Source organism: Curtobacterium sp. MWU13-2055, assembly GCF_023242305.1.
Taxonomy (GTDB): domain Bacteria; phylum Actinomycetota; class Actinomycetes; order Actinomycetales; family Microbacteriaceae; genus Curtobacterium.
On sequence record NZ_JALLIO010000008.1, the window covers coordinates 151,317 to 167,939 of the forward strand.

Annotated in this window: 16 protein-coding genes and 3 pseudogenes; 9 read left to right on the forward strand and 10 right to left on the reverse strand. The window is 66.4% G+C overall.

Features of this window, described 5'->3' with window-relative positions; translation table 11 throughout:
- Positions 1–67: 67 nt before the first annotated feature.
- Both M4960_RS15790 and M4960_RS15795 read right to left on the reverse strand, forming a co-directional pair.
- The gene (locus M4960_RS15790) at positions 68–1,336 is read right to left on the reverse strand and encodes a sodium:proton exchanger (protein ID WP_248704757.1); all 1,269 of its coding nucleotides are present in this window, start codon (positions 1,334–1,336) and stop codon (positions 68–70) included.
- Between the two features lie 341 nt (positions 1,337–1,677).
- Entirely contained in the window at positions 1,678–2,499 is an 822-nt protein-coding gene (locus M4960_RS15795; protein ID WP_248704758.1) for an SDR family NAD(P)-dependent oxidoreductase, read from the reverse strand.
- Positions 2,500–2,644: 145 nt separating this feature from the next.
- Between M4960_RS15795 and M4960_RS15800 the strand changes: the two genes are divergently transcribed.
- The 3 genes and pseudogenes from M4960_RS15800 to M4960_RS15805 form a co-directional block, all read left to right on the forward strand.
- Positions 2,645–3,526 (forward strand): helix-turn-helix transcriptional regulator, encoded by an 882-nt coding sequence (locus tag M4960_RS15800; protein ID WP_248704759.1) that lies wholly within the window; start codon positions 2,645–2,647, stop codon positions 3,524–3,526.
- A gap of 56 nt (positions 3,527–3,582) precedes the next feature.
- Positions 3,583–3,828 (forward strand): annotated as a pseudogene (locus M4960_RS19885) (helix-turn-helix domain-containing protein); the annotation flags it as partial.
- A gap of 279 nt (positions 3,829–4,107) precedes the next feature.
- Positions 4,108–4,763 (forward strand): annotated as a pseudogene (locus M4960_RS15805) (IS30 family transposase); the annotation flags it as partial.
- Positions 4,764–4,776: 13 nt separating this feature from the next.
- Here the strand turns inward: M4960_RS15805 and M4960_RS15810 are convergent.
- Positions 4,777–6,396 (reverse strand): amidohydrolase, encoded by a 1,620-nt coding sequence (locus tag M4960_RS15810; RefSeq protein WP_248704761.1) that lies wholly within the window; start codon positions 6,394–6,396, stop codon positions 4,777–4,779.
- Positions 6,397–6,473: 77 nt separating this feature from the next.
- Between M4960_RS15810 and M4960_RS15815 the strand changes: the two genes are divergently transcribed.
- Positions 6,474–7,028 (forward strand): TetR/AcrR family transcriptional regulator, encoded by a 555-nt coding sequence (locus M4960_RS15815; protein ID WP_260097590.1) that lies wholly within the window; start codon positions 6,474–6,476, stop codon positions 7,026–7,028.
- Between the two features lie 85 nt (positions 7,029–7,113).
- Here the strand turns inward: M4960_RS15815 and M4960_RS15820 are convergent, their stop codons facing one another.
- Entirely contained in the window at positions 7,114–7,536 is a 423-nt protein-coding gene (locus tag M4960_RS15820) for a GNAT family N-acetyltransferase (RefSeq protein ID WP_308222020.1), read from the reverse strand.
- A gap of 122 nt (positions 7,537–7,658) precedes the next feature.
- On the reverse strand, positions 7,659–8,666 hold the full coding sequence (locus M4960_RS15825) for a LacI family DNA-binding transcriptional regulator (protein WP_248704763.1): 1,008 nt from the start codon (positions 8,664–8,666) through the stop codon (positions 7,659–7,661).
- A 99-nt stretch (positions 8,667–8,765) separates the two neighbouring features.
- Between M4960_RS15825 and M4960_RS15830 the strand changes: the two genes are divergently transcribed.
- The 4 genes from M4960_RS15830 to M4960_RS15845 are packed head-to-tail and all read left to right on the forward strand — an operon-like array spanning position 8,766 to position 12,466.
- On the forward strand, positions 8,766–9,512 hold the full coding sequence (locus M4960_RS15830; RefSeq protein WP_248704764.1) for a glutamine amidotransferase: 747 nt from the start codon (positions 8,766–8,768) through the stop codon (positions 9,510–9,512).
- Between the two features lie 40 nt (positions 9,513–9,552).
- On the forward strand, positions 9,553–10,557 hold the full coding sequence (locus tag M4960_RS15835; RefSeq protein WP_248704765.1) for a DMT family transporter: 1,005 nt from the start codon (positions 9,553–9,555) through the stop codon (positions 10,555–10,557).
- Complete coding sequence (locus tag M4960_RS15840) at positions 10,554–11,585, forward strand: phosphotriesterase (RefSeq protein WP_248704766.1); 1,032 nt, start codon at positions 10,554–10,556, stop codon at positions 11,583–11,585. Before M4960_RS15835 ends, M4960_RS15840 begins: the two co-directional genes overlap by 4 nt.
- Positions 11,582–12,466: a ribokinase gene (locus M4960_RS15845; RefSeq protein WP_248704767.1), complete on the forward strand. Its 885-nt coding sequence runs from the start codon at positions 11,582–11,584 to the stop codon at positions 12,464–12,466. Before M4960_RS15840 ends, M4960_RS15845 begins: the two co-directional genes overlap by 4 nt.
- Before the next feature lie 162 nt (positions 12,467–12,628).
- Here M4960_RS15845 and M4960_RS15850 read toward each other — a convergent pair whose 3' ends face one another.
- Positions 12,629–12,904, reverse strand: coding sequence for an IS30 family transposase (locus M4960_RS15850; RefSeq protein WP_248704768.1), 276 nt, complete (start codon positions 12,902–12,904; stop codon positions 12,629–12,631).
- 61 nt (positions 12,905–12,965) lie between these two features.
- Positions 12,966–13,763: pseudogene (locus M4960_RS15855) on the reverse strand (IS30 family transposase); the annotation flags it as partial.
- 3 nt (positions 13,764–13,766) lie between these two features.
- On the opposite strand from M4960_RS15855, the gene M4960_RS15860 reads away from it, so the two are divergent.
- Positions 13,767–14,075, forward strand: coding sequence for a hypothetical protein (locus tag M4960_RS15860; RefSeq protein WP_248704769.1), 309 nt, complete (start codon positions 13,767–13,769; stop codon positions 14,073–14,075).
- Positions 14,076–14,464: 389 nt separating this feature from the next.
- Here M4960_RS15860 and M4960_RS15865 read toward each other — a convergent pair whose 3' ends face one another.
- The 3 genes from M4960_RS15865 to M4960_RS15875 are packed head-to-tail and all read right to left on the reverse strand — an operon-like array spanning position 14,465 to position 16,586.
- Entirely contained in the window at positions 14,465–15,493 is a 1,029-nt protein-coding gene (locus M4960_RS15865; RefSeq protein WP_248704770.1) for a hypothetical protein, read from the reverse strand.
- Positions 15,493–15,738: a hypothetical protein gene (locus M4960_RS15870; RefSeq protein WP_248704771.1), complete on the reverse strand. Its 246-nt coding sequence runs from the start codon at positions 15,736–15,738 to the stop codon at positions 15,493–15,495. Before M4960_RS15870 ends, M4960_RS15865 begins: the two co-directional genes overlap by 1 nt.
- Complete coding sequence (locus M4960_RS15875; RefSeq protein ID WP_248704772.1) at positions 15,735–16,586, reverse strand: antitoxin VbhA family protein; 852 nt, start codon at positions 16,584–16,586, stop codon at positions 15,735–15,737. The genes M4960_RS15870 and M4960_RS15875 overlap by 4 nt, the downstream gene beginning before the upstream one ends.
- Positions 16,587–16,623 lie beyond the last annotated feature (37 nt).

A 16,623-nucleotide genomic window follows, 5' to 3' on the forward strand; every position in this document is an offset into this window, starting at 1 on the left:
CGGTGCCTTCGATCGTCTACTGGGACGACCTGCACCCACACACACGGCAGCGCCTGAGGCAGGCGGCCTACTGCACAGGGAGCGGTTCCTCTAATACCTGGTGCTGCGTGGGTCGGCGGAATGGTGCAGCGAGGGTGGGTACGATATGACGGCGTTGGATCCAGAACACGACGAGCGCGATGAGCAGGTGCGCGGCGGAGAGCACGTACCGCCCGGTGGTGCCGGTGACGGCGAACTGCACCGCGAACAGGGCGATGAGCGCGATCGCGGCCCAACGGTGGAACCGGAGACCGATGATGATCGCGACACCCATCAGCGTCTGCGACGCGGTGAGGACGAATTCCTCGGTCTGGCGGGCGTCGAGGACGACGTCGAACCCGCCGCCACCGAGCGCGTGCGCGATCGGGAGGGACCCGACTAGCAGCGACCACTGGTTCACCTTCGACGCGATCAGCGTCCCGATCGCGGCCGCACCGTTGCCGCGGAGGGCGAACAGGATCGCGACGATGAACTCCGGCGCTTCGGACGAAAGCGGGGCGAGCCACTGCACGAGGAAGAAGCTGTCGATGCCGAGCGTGCTGCCACTGTCAACCAGGGCCGTCGCGAACGGCTCCGCGGAGGCGAGGATGACGGCGGCCGCGATGACGAACAGCGCGATCACGGTGATGCGGCGCCGGCGCTGCGGGAGGTTGCCGATGTTCGCAGCCATGCCGACGAGTTCTTCATGCTCGCCCTGTTCCGCCTGCCCGGCACGCCAGAGGTACACCACGAACACGAGGATCAGTAGCACGCCGAACCACATCGGGATGATGCCGAGGATGGGGATCAGGAACGCCACCAGGGCCAGGAGCACCAGGAACCCGATCTCCATCCGCACACCGGTGTCGAGCTGCAAGAACGCACTCCGCCCCTGGATCCGGGCGTCGCCGGTCCGGCTGCGGCCGGCGCGGATCGCGCGGACGGCGACGATGATCGCGACAAACACGACCAACGGCCACCCGAAGCCGAGCAAGAGCCGGTTCGAGCCGAGCATGTTCGCGGCCGCGAACTGCTCGTAGGAGGGGTCGTAGCCCGACCGGAATGCGTAGTACAGGTCGACAGCGTACTCGGGCAGCACGGCGATCAGTGCGAGGATTGCGATCGCGAGCGGCCCGGAGATGTCCAGTTGCGCCGCTTCCGCGGCCCACGCGAGCAGGAACGACGCGGCGACAACTGCACCGCCAAAAATGAATAGGTCGACCACGGGGTGCGGTGCGAACCCGGTGAGTCGGAACACGACGCCTGGCGCCATGAAGGCCAGGCAGAGGGCGATCTTCGCCCAAGCGGTACGGGGCATGGTGGCACTTCCGGTCGGAGCCGCAACCGGAACGCCTCGGGAGGAGCTTCGGCCGTCAGCTGAGGGCCGAAGGTCTCGCTCGCCCCGAGCAACCGGGGTGGGGTGCCGGGCTGGTCATCGTGACCGCCAGTGTGTCGACATCCGCCGCATCGCCCGCTGGGGGCTGTGGGAGCTACTCCCCTTCGCTACCAGTGTGCTCTACACCTGCCTGCTCGTGCACCTGTTCGGCATCCCGAATATCGAATGACGGGACCCCTCGGATCCTAAGGACGCGTCCGATGAGCGATGGTCCAACGAAACCGCGCAACCACGTGATGCGGATGCGCGGTCTCGTGTCCGGACTACTGCGCGGAAGCGGTGAGGGGCTGGTGTTCCTGCCAGGACGCGATGCGCTCGTTGTAGGTGTCGACGACGAGCGGCATGGCGTGCTCGCCGAGGATGAGCCGCAGGGGCGGCTGGTCCATGTCGGTCAGCGCGAGGATCGCGTCGCCGGTGTGGGTTGGGTCGGCGACGGGCATCTTGCTGAAGAACTCGCCGGTGCGTCCTCGTGCGCCGTCGTAGGCAGGGTTCGGTTCGGTCTGGTCGCCGGAGTCACCCATGAAGTCCGTCGCGTACGCGCCGGGCTCGATCAGGGTGACCTTCGTGCCGAAGTCCTGGGTCTCCTGGGCGAAGGACTCCCCGAGCCCTTCGACGGCGTACTTCGATGCGCCGTAGAGCGCGGCGGTCGGGAAGCTCATCAGGCCGCCGAAGCTGGAGGTGATGAGGACCCGGCCGTGCTGCTGCGCGCGGAGGACGGGAGCGATGGCCTGCAGGAGCCAGAGGGCACCGAAGACGTTGACCTCGATCTGCCGGCGGGCCTGGTCCTCGGTGGTCTCCTCGACCGCGCCGAAGAGGCCGTAGCCGGCGTTGGCGACGATGATGTCGAGCTGTCCGAACCGGTCGAGGCCTTCCTGGACGGCGGCGAACACGGCGTCACGGTCGGTGACGTCGAGTTGGACGGCGTGCGCCTGCTCCGGGAACTGCTCGATGAGATCGGCGACGGCATCGGTGTTGCGGGCGGTGAGGACGACGTTGTCGCCACGGTTCAGGGCTGCCTCAGCCCACACGCGGCCGAAACCGCGGGAGGATCCGGTGATGAACCAGGTCCGGGTGGTGGTACTCATGATGATCTGGGGTCCTTCCGGCGTGGCACGGTGCCGCGCATCACCGATCAGCGAACCGGGGTGGCTACCGCTGAGGGAGTCACGGTGAGGGGGTGCCTCGGAGGGCCTGCCTTCTCCCGGCCGGCGGTCGTACAGTCGGACGATCATGAGCGACCGTGAGCAGATCCGTGACTTCCTCGTCAGCCGTCGTGCACGGACGACGCCGGAGTCCGTCGGCCTCCCGGCTGGCGCTGCGAACCGGCGGGTGAAGGGGCTTCGACGCGAAGAAGCCGCAGTCCTTGCCGGGGTGAGCGTGGACTACTACACGCGCTTGGAACGCGGCGACGCGACCGGGGTGTCCGACGCGGTGCTCGACGGCCTGAGCCGTGCGCTGGTACTCGACGACGCGGAGCGGGCGCACCTGGAAGACCTGATCCGCAGCGCCGGCCGGGCGATCCGGCCGCAGCGTCGGCCGCCGTCGCGTGCCGCGACGCCGAGCGTGCAACGGGTGCTGGATAGCATCACCACGAGTCCTGCGTTCATTAGTAACTCGCGCCTGGACCTGATCGCGGTGAACCCGCTGTGCGCGGCCCTCTATGCGGACCTTGCCGAACCTACCGGGGCAGCGATGAACCTAGCCCGGTACACCTTCCTCGACCCTCGGGCGGCGACGTTCTACCGCGACTGGGACGAGATTGCCGAGATGACCGTCGCGCTCCTCCGCTCGTCAGCCGGGCAGGACCCCTACGACAAAGACCTCTCCGACCTCATCGGCGAACTCGCTACCCGCAGCGACACCTTCCGCACCATGTGGGCCGCGCACCACGTCCGCCGGCACACCTCCGGGCGAAAGCGCCTGCACCACCCCATTGTCGGGGACCTGGAGCTCTCCTTCGACTCCATGGCCCTCGCCGCGGACGCGTCTCTCGACATGACCGTCGACACGGCCGAGCCTGACTCCCCGAGCGTGGACGCGCTCACGCTCCTCACAAACTGGATGGCAGCGACGACCGCCGCCAACATGAGCGGCGACAGCGGCGTCCGATAGCCGATCCTTGGGTTCAGCCGGTCGTTGCAACACCACCGTGAATCAAAGTGCTGCAGATGGGATCGAGGCTGGAGCAGCGTGCCCGGGAGGCTTGGTTCTGGGAGCTATTGAGACAGGGCCTGGGACGGACGGCGGCCTGTGATGCTGTCGGCGTGGACCGACGTCACGGATACCGATGGGTCAAAGCAGCCGGCGGACGGAACCCGTTCGCCCACACGCCCCGCTCCGACCGGTACCTCAGCCAAGAAGAGCGGCTCCAGATCGCAGACCTACGCCAGGACGGTGAGGGCGTGCGCGCGATCGCGAAAGCACTCGGTCGGGCGCCGTCGACGATCAGCCGTGAGTTGACGAGAAACTCCGCTGCCGGTGGAACCTACCACCCATACTCCGCCGAGAAGCAGTGTCGGACTCGTGCGCGGCGCCCAGAACCGCGGAAGCTGGACCGGGCCGAGCTTGCCCTGCAGGTCAAGTTGCGGTTGGTGCGGAACTGGTCCCCGGAGCAGATCCGTGATGACCTGGCCAGGACGTTCCCCGACCGGCCGGAGAGGCACGTGTCGCACGAGACGATCTACCAGTCCCTGTTCGTTCAGGGCCGCGGGCACCTGCGCGCTGACTTGCACAAACACCTCCGCACCGGCCGCGCCATCGCAGGCACCGGGGAGAACCCAGGCGGGCGTCATGGTCGAAAATCCGCGACATGATCCTGATCAGCGAACGCCCCGCCGAGGCCGATGACCGGGCTGTTCCCGGTCACTGGGAAGGCGACCTCATCGTCGGAATCAACGCCCGGAGCGCGATCGGCACCCTCGTCGAACGCACCACCCGCTACGTGATGCTGCTCCACCTCCCGGATGGGCACAGCGCCGACGCCCTCCGCGACGCAATGATCCCGACCATCCAGACCCTCCCCGGTCACCTGCGCCGCTCGTCGACGTGGGATCAAGGCACCGAGCTAGCCCGACACAAAGACATCACCCTCGCGACCGACCTCGCGATCTACTTCTGCGACCCCCACAAGCCCTGGCAGCGCGGCTCGAACGAAAACACCAACGGCCTCCTCCGGCAGTACTTCCCGAAGTCCACCGACCTCAGCGTCCACAGCCCGGAACGGCTCCTCGAAGTCGCCGCCGAACTCAACGGACGGCCCCGCAAAACCCTCGACTACCGCACGCCAGCCGAGGCGTTCGAGCAGCTACTCTCGGACCCGAAACAACCACCCGTTGCAACGACCCCTTGAAACCGCCGATCCGCTATCGAGACACCTCCTGGTGGTGAAGCACTTCACCGGCGAGGACGCTCAGGGTCGGGTGGGCGTCAGCGAGTGCTTCGTCGGGAGCGTGGTGCAGGTCAACCGGGTATACGGCGAAGTCCGCTGGCGCTCCGACCGTGATCGTTCCCGTGAGGTCGTGCCCAAGGAGCTCCGCGCCTGCACGTGTGTAGAGCTCGAGCGCCTCGTCTCTGGTGCATGCGTGCTCTGCGCCGAGGATCCCAAGCGTCGTACGTCGGGTAGTCATTCCGAGGACGCCAGCGATCGGGTCGAGGGGGCTGATGGGATGGTCGGTGCCGGCGCTGACGGAAGCGCCCGCGTTGAGCAGTTCCCGCCAGGGGAACATTGCGGCTGCTCGCTCCTGTCCCCATGCTTCGACGAACGGTGCGATGAGCCCATTCCGGAGAGCTTCCTGGGCGGTGATGTGCACGTCCAGCGCGATTGCTCGCGCGATCTGGTCGGCGTCCATGAGGGCGCCGTGCTCCATGACGACCTGGCCGTGCTCGTGCTGGATGCCGCGGCCCACGTTCCGCTGGACGGCGTCGAGGAACGCGTCGACTCCGGCGTCTCCGCAGGCGTGGGTGCCGACGGGCCATCCGCGGGTGACGCAGGCGCGCAGTGCATCCGTCAGCGCATCGGGCGTCATCAGCAGAGTGCCGGTGAAGTCCGGCCGATCCGCGTACGGCTCGCGGAGCGCAGCGGCTTCCACCCCGCCGTCGACGACGAGCTTGATCCCCCAGAGGCGGAGGAGGTCGTCACCGTCGTCCGGGTGGATTCCCTTCGCCTCAAGTCCGTCGAGGTAATCGTCCATCGAGCCAGCGGCCGCGATCAGGGTAGCCGGGGAGAAGATCATAGAAAAGGCTCGGACGTGCAACCGGTTCTCTGATCGGGCCCGTTGCAACGCGCCCCACTCCTCCACAGACACGGCTGGGTCGCGGACGACGCCGACGCCCGCTGCCCGGTAGGTGCAACTCGTCGCTTCGATCCCCTTGATGAGGTCCTCTTGGGACATTTCGGGGAGCACTGACTGCATAGCAGTAAGTGCACCGTCTTGAAGCAGCCCGGTGGGGGTCCCGTCGTCGGCCCGAGCGACATACCCGTCAGCGACGTCGCCAGAGGTCGCGGTGACGCCGGCAGCAGCAAGCGCTGCGCTGTTCAGGACGGCGTTGTGGCCACCACGCTGCACCAGGACGAGGTGGTCCGGTGCTGCTTCGTCGAGCTCGGTTGCAGTGGGGAAGCGGCGTTCCTGTAGCTGCATCTCGTGCCAGTCCGCCGCGGTGATGACCCAGGATCCTGCCGGAGTGTGCGCGGCGCGTTCCTGAATGCGATCGAGGATCTCGTCGATCGTTCGCACGTCGTGCATAGGCACTCCGAGCACGTTCCGAGACGCCAACGCAAGGTGGTTGTGCGTGTCAACGAAGAGCGGAGCAAGGACCCCGTGTTGCAAAAAGACGGATGTGGAGTCACCGCGCCAGGTGCCGTGCAGTGCATCGACGCCGGCGGCGTCCGCGGCGACTGCCACGATCCGGCCGCCGCGCACGGCGACTGCCGCTCGTGAGGTGTCGGTCTGTGCTTCGATGATGAGTTCGGCTGTGGCGTTCATGGGTCTCCATTTCGTAAACGGAAGGCTGATTCCGTTTGATACGGTACGCCTCAGACGTTGCAGACGGAAGGGGCACGATGCGAGCGGATGCGCAGCGCAATCGCCAGCGGATCACGGATCACGCCGCGGTGCTTCTTCGCGCTTCGGGCACTGGAGTGTCGATGGAGCAGATCGCGTCGGATGCTGGCGTTGGTGTGGGAACGCTCTACCGGCACTTTCCCGACAAGGCGGCCCTCGTCGACGCGATCGCCGCGCTCCGCATTCGTCGACTCGCGGACGATGCTGTTCGGTTCGCCGGCGAGCAGGTCGACGGGCGCTCTCGCGTCCGAACGCTGCTTGAGGCGTACATGGCCAGCGCCGCAGAGGATGGTGCGCTGCGTGCTGCGCTGCAGGGCCACGCGACAGGGCTCGGCAACGAGGTCCGGCTCGCGATCGAGGAGTCGGAGGGGCCCATAGGTGCCCTCATCGCTGCCGACCATGCCCAGGGGCTTGTCCGTGACGACTTCTCGTTCGCTGACTTCCGAGCGGTCTGTGCCGCAGTCGTATTCGTCATGGACCCGCCCGCACCTGCAGACGCGTGGCACCGGGTTCTGACTCTGGTGATTACCGGGCTCCGGCCGCCGGCTCATTGATTTGCTTCTCGTGCCAGCTTCTTGCGCCGGCCCCTGGGCTGGGCGGGGGCAGACACTGGTTTCGGCCTGTCCGGTAGCCGATCGGCTACCGAGACGCGGTTACAGCGTTATGCCGGGTACGTCGCGCACGGCGATGGGGCCGCCATGGTCGTTTTTCTCGTCGTGTCATCCCGATCTTCTGCGCGACTCTTTCGGAAGCAGTGTTGTTGGGGTGGATGATCGCGACGAGTTCGGGGGCGTGAAGTTCAGCACGAGCGAAGTCCCGACAGGCTGCTGCTGCCTCAGTGGCGTATCCCTGCCCGTGGAGCGTCGCGCGCACGTGGTAGCCGACTTCGAGCATCGGGACGCCGTTGACGTCCTGCCAGGTCAAGCCGCAGTCACCGACGAACTGCCCCGCGTGGGTCTCGATGATCCAGAGCCCGAAGCCGTGGGTGTCGTAGTTGTCCTGGTTCCAGGCGATCCATCGAGCCGCATCGTCTCGACTCTTGGTCGCGGGATAGAACTCCATGACCTGGGGTCACCGAGCAGGTCGGCCATGTCGTCGAGGTTTGCCGGGGTCATCTCGCGAAATTGGAGCCGCGTGGTGGGGGCGGGAAGCATCCCAGCACCGTATCGGGAGCCGATCGAGGATCAGACCGTCGGTGCGGGGGCGGCTGATGACTCCCGGATGGTCAGGGTCATGGGTAGCTGTTCACTCACGGGTGCAGTGGTGCTGTCTTTGATGCGTCGCGTGAGTGTGCCGACGGCGAGTTCGGCGAGTTCGCGAAGTGGTTGGCGCAGGGTGCTGAGTTGCGGCTGGAGCCATTCGCCGACTCTGATGCCGTCGCAGCCGACGACGGAGAGGTCGTGGGGGACTCGGTAGCCGAATCGTGCGGCTGCGCCCAGGAGTCCGACGGCGGCGATGTCGCTTCCGACGAATACCGCGGTGGGCGTGGCGCCGATCAGCTGTGTAAAGGCGTTTGCTCCGAACTGTTCGGAGTAGGGGCCGTGGAGGATGGATGATTCGTTGACCGGAACGCCGGCATGTTCGAAGGCGGCACGGAAGCCGCGCTCTCGCTCCTGCGATGTCGCGAGATCGCTTGGCCCACCGATGTGCGCGATACTGCGGTGCCCGAGCTGGAGCAGGTAGATGGTTGCTTGGTAGGCGCCGCCAAAGTTGTCGGCGCAGACAGTGTCAACTTCCGGAGTGTCCGTCAGTGCTTCGTCAAGGACGACGACGGGAAACCCCCGGCGGATGGCGGCGGTGACCGCGCTGTTGCTTGGTTCCATGCCGACGTAGATCATGCCGTCGAACCGTGCGGCTCCATCGAGGAGATCGGTCAGTACTGCTTCGCGGGTCGCTTCGCCGCCAGCGACGGTGATGTAGAGCGATGCTGCTGTGCTCGCGACCACCAGGCTCACCGCATCGGCGATCTGCGCAAAGAAGGGGTTCCCGAGCTCGGGGAGGACCAGTGCGATGCGCAGGGCCGTCGTCGGGTCCGCTTCACGGGTCCGAGCGGGACGTTCGTAGTTCAACTCGCGGACCGCGTCATCGATACGAGCCGCGGTCGTTGGTGAGAGGCGCAACTGGCCACGAAGGTATCGAGACGTCGTCGACAGCGACACCCCCGCTGCTTGCGCAACTTCCGTCATCGTCATCGGTGATCACCCCCGTTCTGCTCCCGATCCTAGTTGACACATCGCCCAACGCCCCCTACATTTGCGCAAGTTACACAAACTTGCGCAAAGGAGAGCGGCATGTCGAAGGTCCTACTGGCTGGCGAATCATGGTTGGGCGCTGCCCTGGACATCAAGGGCTTCGACTCTGTGCCGCGGGCTCAGCTCGAGTACGGAGCGGACCACTTCATCAGCGTCCTGCGTTCCGCTGGCCACGAGGTGACGTACATCCCGACACACGAGGCCGCGGTCCGGTTCCCGGAGACTCGCGAGGACCTCGACGTGTTCGATGTGGTCGTTCTCTCCGACATCGGCGCGAACACCCTGCTGCTGCACCCGCGGGTGTTCAACAAGGGCGAGCGCCGACCGAACCGACTCAAGCTTCTTGCTGAGTGGGTGCGCGACGGCGGTGGCCTCATGATGGCCGGCGGCTACATGAGCTTCCAGGGCTTCGGCGCGAAGGCGAACTACCACCGCTCGCCCCTCGAAGCGGTCCTGCCGGTGCAGATCCACCCCTTCGACGACCGTGTCGAGAGCCCCGAGGGCGTTCAGGGTGAGACCACCGGCCTGCAGCACACGATCACGGACGGACTCGACGCTGTCTGGCCGGCGTTGCTCGGCTACCAGGAGCTGATCGCCCGGGACGACGCCGACGTGCTGGCCACGATCGACGGTCACCCGCTGCTCGCTGTCCGATCGGTCGATGCAGGAAAGAGCCTGGCGTTCGCCTCCGACGTGTCACCGCACTGGGCACCCGAAGAGTTCATGCAGTGGCCCGGCTACGCGACCCTGTTCGACCGAGCCATCACCTGGCTCGCTACCCACTAACCCCTCTCCGCACCATTTCCCTGGCAAAGGAGCCACCGCAATGACTTCGAACACCCCCGTCACCGCGACAACCTCAGTGAACGCCGTACGCGTCGGCGCGACCACCACCGCACTCCTCGTGTTCGCCACCATCCTCGCGGGCACACTGAGCCCGATGCAGTCGACCGTGAACGGCGCCCTGGGGACAGCGGTCAACGACGGCAACCTCGCCGCCGTGATCTCCTTCGCCGTCGGACTCATCGTGATGATCATCATCATCTTCGCAAGGCCGACCACCCGCCGGCAGGCGCTTGCAATCCCAGGCCTGATCCGGAGCCGTGAGCTGGGCTGGTGGAACTACCTCGCGGGCCTGTGCGGCGCGATGGTCGTTCTGTCAGAAGGTGTCTCAGTTGGCGGGCTCGGGGTGGCGGTCTTCCAGATCGCCCTGATCTCAGGTCTGATCGTGTCCGGCGTCATCTGCGACCGGCTCGGTGTCAGCGGATCCATCAAGCAGCCGCTGACCACCTGGCGCCTGCTCGGGGCCGCTCTCGCGATCGTCGCAACGGTCCTGACCATCGTGCCGAGCTTCCACGCCCCCGGCGTCATCGCCCTCGCTGTGCTGCCGTTCGCGGCGGGCCTCCTCGCAGGTTGGCAACCGGCCGGTAACAGCGCTGTTGCGAAGCAGACCGGGTCCATGCTCGTTGCCATCGGGTTCAACTTCCTCGTCGGCTTCACCGCACTGTTCATCGCCCTGATGATCCGTGTCATCGTCGGCCACGCCACGATCACGCTGCCGCCAACCTGGTGGATGTACCTCGGCGGCCCCCTCGGGCTCCTCTCGATCGCTCTGATGGCGCTCCTGGTCCGGGGCATCGGTCTGCTCCTCCTTGGTCTGGCGTCCGTGTCCGGGCAGCTGATCGGTTCGCTCGGTCTTGACGTTCTCGTGCCGTCGGTCGGGCACCCGCTCCACATCGTGACCATCATCGGAACTGTGGTCGCTCTTGTCGCAGCAGGGATCGCGATGATTCCCGCGAAGACGATGACCCGACTGCAGGAGCACCGATGATCCAAACGGTCCTTGGACTGCAGGCAGCCCCTCCCAGCGGCATCGTCCTCCCGCACGAACACCTCTTCAACGCACTCCCCGCAGCGTCTAGCCCAGTTCCGGAAGATCAACACCGAGATCTGGTGGATGTCCCGGTGGCAGCAGAGCACCAGTGGCGGCTCCGGTCCGACCCGTACTGCAACTACGACAACGTCGCCGCGAAGGGCCAGACCGCGGTCGCTACTGAGGTTGCGGCGTTCGCAGCAGTTGGTGGGTCGATGATCGTCGACGTCACCGGCAGCGCTGCAATCGGCCGTGACCCCGACGCTCTCGCCGCGATGGCCCGCGAAAGCGGCGTCGCGATCGTCATGGCAACCGGGCCGTACCTCGAAGCCGCACAGGGCGACCACGCCGCTGACACGGTCGACGCCGTCGCGGCCGAGATGATCCATGACCTCACCATCGGCGTCGGGAACGGATCCGTTCGGGCCGGCTTGATCGGTGAAGTCGGGGTATCACCTGCCTTCACAGCCTCCGAACGGAACGGTCTGATCGCCGCTGCGGAAGCACACCGAGTCCGCCCGGAGGTGGCCCTCATGGTCCACCTCCCGGGTTGGCTCCGCCGTGGCCACGAAGTTCTTGATGTCCTCGAGCAATCCGGAGTGCCCGCGGACAGAATTGTCTTGGCCCACATGGACCCATCCGGCCACGACGCCGACTACCAACGGTCCCTTGCGGACCGGGGCGTGTGGTTGGAGTTCGACATGATCGGAATGGGCATCACCTTCCCCGGTGAGGGCCGCGCACCGGACCCATCCGAGACCGCGACCGCGATCGCTGCGCTCGTTCGAGACGGGCACACCAGCCAGATCTTGCTCTCCCACGACCTCTTCTTGAAGCAGATGTGGACCCAGCACGGCGGTGAAGGGCTGACCTTCGTGCCGTCCCGATTCCGCGATTACCTCCGCGAGCACGCCATCGACGACCGAGCGTGGCAGCTCATGACGCATCACAACCCGATCGCGATGCTGGAAGGAAGCGCTCCGTGACGGTCCTCTTCGTCGGAACTGCGAACCTCGACACCACCGCCGAAGTGACCAAGCTCCCAGCACCCGGTCACACCGTCGTCGCGCGCCGGTCCCGGACCGGTGCCGGTGGGAAGTCAGCAAACCAGGCAGCAGCAGCCGGCCGACTCGGGGCACACGTGAAACTGATCGCCGCCGTTGGCGATGACGCGGACGGACGAGTACTCACTGACGCACTGCGATCCGCCGGCGTCGACACGAGCACAGTCGTCCGCACCACCGCCGCCCCGACCGGTAGCGCCTTCATCGCCGTCGGCGATGACGCGGAGAACCAGATCGTCGTAATCGCCGGCGCCAACGACGAGCTCCGCCCTACTGATGTGAGCGACCACTGGCCAGAAGATCATCACCTGATCGTGTCCGTCGCGATGGAAGGGCCAGCGGCACCAATCCAAACCGCAGTCGAACGAGCAGTCTCGGGAGGGCACCGCGTCGTGCTCAACGCCTCACCGGTGACCAACGACGTCGTAGCCCTTCTCGCTGCCGCTGACCCTGTCATCGTCAACGAACACGAAGCGCGTGAACTCGTCAACGATCCCAGCGCCGCGCTGGACGTGGTCGCTGCAGCGGTGCTCGAGCTTGGAGCCCGCTCGGTCGTCATCACTGCCGGCTCTGCCGGCGCCGTTGTTGCCGAACACGGTCAGCAGATCACGAAGATCAGCGGCGTTCGCATCGCCCCGGTCGACACCACCGGCGCCGGGGACGCGTTCGCCGGCGCCCTCTGCGCAGAGCTTGACCAAGGTGCCTCGCTCGTCGCGGGCGCACGCTTCGCCTGCAAGGTTGCCGCGCACAGCGTCCAGCACCACGGCGCGCAAAGCTCCTACCCCGCACGCAAGGATCTCTAAGTTCGGGCCGACCGTTCGATAGCCGGTCGTTCATCGGCCAGCGGCGGTCCGTCTGCCTTGCCTCGCGTCGTCGAGTCGCAGATACCCCGTCCGATTTGATTCTCGCCAGACTGCGGCGGATTCTGATGGTCGACGCAACAGATGGTCGTTTTGGGGCTGGTTTCAGGGTAGCTGGAGGGCGGTGATGCGGCGCTTCTCGGCGTTGAATCGTTGGGCAGGAGTGTCGTAGTCGAGGCGCTTTCGTGGGCGGTTGTTGAGCTCGTTCATGACGGTGGCGACGTGGCTGCTGCTGTGGAGGGCGAGGTTGGTGCCTTTGGGGAAGTACTGCCGGAGGAGCCCGTTGAAGTTCTCGTTCGCGCCGGGCTGCCAGGGGCTGGATCGGTCGGCGAAGAACACCGGGACACCGGTCGCGGCGGTGAGCTGTTCGTGGGCGGCCATCTTCGACGCCCTGATCCCAGGTCAGCGACCGTTTCAGGTGCTTGGGGATCGAGGCGAACGCTTCCGTGATCGCCGCGTTGACGCTGCGCGCGGTGTGGTCGGCCGGGAGGTTCACCACGATGCCGTAGTGGGTGGTGCGTTCACGGAGGGTGGCCATCGCGGACACGGAGCCAACACCGACGATGAGGTCTCCTTCCCAGTGCCCAGCGGTCTGCTTGTCGGCAGCGTCGGCGGGGCGCTCGGTGATGCTGGCCATGTTCCGGATCCGGGACCCGCGACCGAGGGGATGGTTCCACCTGGTGCGTCGAACTCGACGTCCCGTGCGGAGTTTGCCCGTGTAGCGCTTGTGCAGGCCAGCATCTTCCCGGAGGAGCAGGGCTCGGTAGATGGTCTCGTGACAGATGCGCATGGCCGAGTCCGCAGGGTAGGTCTTTCGCAGCCAGCCGCTGATCTCTTCCGGTGACCAGAACAGGTTCAGCTTCCGCTGCACCAGCCGTCGAAGAGCGCCATCCGCGACGAGGCGGTGCGGTTTCGGACGGGCGCGTTGGCGCTTGGCGTCATCGTCAGCAAGATGCGGCAAGTAGTCGCCGGTTCCCGTCCGGTGCCGTCGGAGCTCGCGACTGACCGTCGACGGGTGCCGGCCTAGACGGACACTGATCTGGCGAATCGAGAGTCCCAGTCGGCGCAGGTCGGCAATCTGGAGCCGTTCCCGCAGCTCGAGGTAGCGTCCGACCGCTGCCGGTGCGGTCGGTGTGAGCGATGGGATGCGGTAGCCGGCTCGTTGTCGGATCCAGGTGCCGGAACGTCGCGTCATGCCGAGCAGTCTGCAGGCGTCGGTGTCGCTCACGCCCTGCCGCATCAGATGCCAGTACTCGTCCTCGACGTCACGGACCTTCCGGCCTCGCCGCGTCGTGGTCAGGGTGAGATCAGCAACGTCCGCCGACGAAGCCAGCGCCTTCCGCAACGCCGCCGCGGCGGCGTTCTGGTCACGACGGATCCGGCGCTGCCGTTCCCGTTCGAGCAGGTCAGCGCGCTTCCGGCTCATCCGAAGCGTGACGGCGGCAGACGCGACAGAGCTTCCCTTCCGGAGCTCGTCGAATCGGCGTCGCAGGAGCCGGTAGCCGGTCGCGCGGCCCAGCCCGGCTTCCGCCGCGGCATCTTCGACGGATGAGCCCGCGTTGAACGCCGACCAGAACCGGTCCTCGACGCTCAGCTCGACACGCAGATGGTGTCGATCGGTGTGGTTCAGGCGCGCTTCCCAGGAGGCAACGCGACTGCTGGTCACACCGACGATGGTCAACGCTGCTGCAGGATCAGAACCGGAACGGCGGAGCTGCAGATACCGCTCGCGCAGGAACCGGTACCCGGTCTCCTTGCTGATACCGGCGATTCGGGCGGACGGTTTGAGACCTCGTCCCTCCCGGATCAGTGCGAGGAAGCGGACAGCTTGCGGAGACGACACGGACAGGTACACGGCGAACACCTCGGAGGAAGGTGTTGCGTCGATCGAGTGAATCCGGGCTGCCTCGAACGGACGTCCCGCGCACGAAGGCTGAGCGCTCAGTTCGGCAGGTTGTGTCGTAGGTCGTATCCGGTGTCGGCGAGGAACTGCAGCCGGTCCCGCACTTCTTGCAGTGATGCCGAGTCGTCGGCGTTGCGGTAGTCGGCTCGGAGGAGCGTGTTCGCGGTGATGATGTCGTCGGTGCGGTCCGAGTAGCCGGCGGCGGCCGCGGTGAGGAAGATGGTCGGGTCAGCCGGGCGGATGAGTTCGGTGCCTGCGAAGCCGATCGTGTCGGGCTCGAAGCCGAGCGCGGCCATGTCGACTTCCTCCTCAGTGAACGCGACGACTCGATAGGGCATCTCACGCTTGCTGATCGCTGGGTAGCTGGGCCGGTCAGATATCGCGCGGCCGGAGATACGGCAGCCCGCTTCAATGAGCCGGTCTGCCTGCTCGACCAGCGGCAGATCGGACGTCCATCGAGTCCTGACCCCGCCGGGTCCTGAATAGCACGCGATCGAGAAGTCCACGAGGCCACCGACCTGCCGTGACTCCCACCCGATGTCAGTGCGGTGCACGCGCTTTCCGAGGCGTGCGAGCCCGTCATCCACCTGCCCGGCGGTGAGCCCGGACTGCACAAGCTTGTCGAAGGTGGCACCGTTGACGGCGAGCATCCGTGCGACGGCGAAGGTGACGTAGATCGGTGCTGCGTCCTTCCACCGGTCTTTCGTCCCGAGCGCTTGTCTGCCGTCGACCCAGACACGGCGCCGGTCAACATCGACCAGCAGCACCGTCGCCGTCTGCTCCGCGAGCGCGATCTGCGTCGCAGTGACAGTGCGCGGTGCCAGAAGGAGTAGTTCCGCATCATTCGGGTCGTCGTCGCGGGGGTGTTTTGTGAGGGTGGGGAAGCGTGCGCGGCGTCCGTCGGCGAGGCGGATCGTGTCGTGCGACTCCACGACCGAGCGAAGCCCCGCGAGCTTGAGGACCGAGAGGGTGTTGGTGAGGTCGGTGGTGTCACCGAGCCCGTACGGGATCGTGATCTGCGGCCTGCCGGCGTATGCGGCGTTGACCCATTCGAGCCCCGGCATCATCAGCTGCGCTCGTCTGGGGTGTCGGGCTGGGTGAGGGCGATGAGCCAGCGGGTTTCCTCGAGGAAGGGTTCCCACCCTGTGCGGGTGTCGCCGTGTGCTGGTTCGCAGATGTTGCCGGTGTCGGTGCTGCGGATGATGACCTGACGCAGCTCGCCGCTGGGCGGGTCGCGGAAGAACACATGCCCGTGCACACCGGTGACGTCGTAGGCGACGTTGAGAAGGAACAGGTCCGGCCGAATGGTCATGGCCGCCACCGTCGTCCGCGGAACAGGGCGACGATCGTCGTCAACGGCCGGCCTTCTCGCATCCAATCCAGCGGCGTCAGGGCCCGGTCGTCGACGGTGAGGAAGTCGCGCGGTGTGTTCATGAACTCCGTCATCGCGGCTGCATCGAGGAGCGGTTGAGGTGCTGCCGCGTAGAGGACGTCCAGGCCGGGCAGCAGCGACGACGGGTCGCCGAACTCGGGCAGAGCGGGCTTGACGAGTTGCCAGTCGGGGATGCGTTCTTCGCCGTCGAGATCGAAGCTCGTCAGCCGGTTCGCTTCAAACAGCTCACCGACCTCATCGATGCTGATCTGCAGCGCCGCGGCGACTTCCGCTTCGGTGAGGGTGGTGTTCAGGAGGTTCCGGCGAATGCGCGCCTGCGTGGAACGCCACCAGTCCTCGGGAACGTCCGCCGGACCGACCGCGGAGTGGTCAGGTTGGCGGGGGATCTGTCGGCCTTCGTCGGCGTACGCGGACAGTTGCTCGCGGGTGACTTCCCCTCGGGCGTACATCCACAGCTGCGACTGCCACGGCATGTCGTCCGGGAACCCTTCCAAGTAGCCCGAGTGGATCACCGCCCGGACTGCCTTCTCCCGGCGCGCGATCTCGGAGGCGGGGATGAGGAGGGTCTGCACGATCCGGTTCGCTTCCCGAACCGCCGGCACACTGAAGTCAGACAGGACCGTGTTGGTCCTGTCGTAGAGCTCGTACCCGGGCTCGACATCGATGGGGCGGACGAGGATCTGCGCCAGGTGCGCATCCGGGTTCTCAGTGTCCTCGAGGAGCACATGCCCCCAGAGGATCCGGTCGTTCGACAGGTGCAGGGACACCAGACGCATCATCAGCAACTACCTCCAAAGGTCAGGC

Bases quoted from the DNA above. Each gene is read 5' to 3' on its own strand.
- M4960_RS15795 (WP_248704758.1), bottom strand. From the start codon at position 2,499: ATGAGTACCACCACCCGGACCTGGTTCATCACCGGATCCTCCCGCGGT.
- M4960_RS15830 (WP_248704764.1), top strand. From the start codon at position 8,766: ATGTCGAAGGTCCTACTGGCTGGCGAATCATGGTTGGGCGCTGCCCTG.
- M4960_RS15840 (WP_248704766.1), top strand. From the start codon at position 10,554: ATGATCCAAACGGTCCTTGGACTGCAGGCAGCCCCTCCCAGCGGCATC.
- M4960_RS15815 (WP_260097590.1), top strand. From the start codon at position 6,474: ATGCGAGCGGATGCGCAGCGCAATCGCCAGCGGATCACGGATCACGCC.
- M4960_RS15850 (WP_248704768.1), bottom strand. From the start codon at position 12,904: ATGGCCGCCCACGAACAGCTCACCGCCGCGACCGGTGTCCCGGTGTTC.
- M4960_RS15865 (WP_248704770.1), bottom strand. From the start codon at position 15,493: ATGATGCCGGGGCTCGAATGGGTCAACGCCGCATACGCCGGCAGGCCG.
- M4960_RS15810 (WP_248704761.1), bottom strand. From the start codon at position 6,396: ATGAACGCCACAGCCGAACTCATCATCGAAGCACAGACCGACACCTCA.
- M4960_RS15820 (WP_308222020.1), bottom strand. From the start codon at position 7,536: ATGGAGTTCTATCCCGCGACCAAGAGTCGAGACGATGCGGCTCGATGG.
- M4960_RS15835 (WP_248704765.1), top strand. From the start codon at position 9,553: ATGACTTCGAACACCCCCGTCACCGCGACAACCTCAGTGAACGCCGTA.
- M4960_RS15860 (WP_248704769.1), top strand. From the start codon at position 13,767: ATGCCAGTACTCGTCCTCGACGTCACGGACCTTCCGGCCTCGCCGCGT.
- M4960_RS15790 (WP_248704757.1), bottom strand. From the start codon at position 1,336: ATGCCCCGTACCGCTTGGGCGAAGATCGCCCTCTGCCTGGCCTTCATG.
- M4960_RS15870 (WP_248704771.1), bottom strand. From the start codon at position 15,738: ATGACCATTCGGCCGGACCTGTTCCTTCTCAACGTCGCCTACGACGTC.
- M4960_RS15825 (WP_248704763.1), bottom strand. From the start codon at position 8,666: ATGACGATGACGGAAGTTGCGCAAGCAGCGGGGGTGTCGCTGTCGACG.
- M4960_RS15800 (WP_248704759.1), top strand. From the start codon at position 2,645: ATGAGCGACCGTGAGCAGATCCGTGACTTCCTCGTCAGCCGTCGTGCA.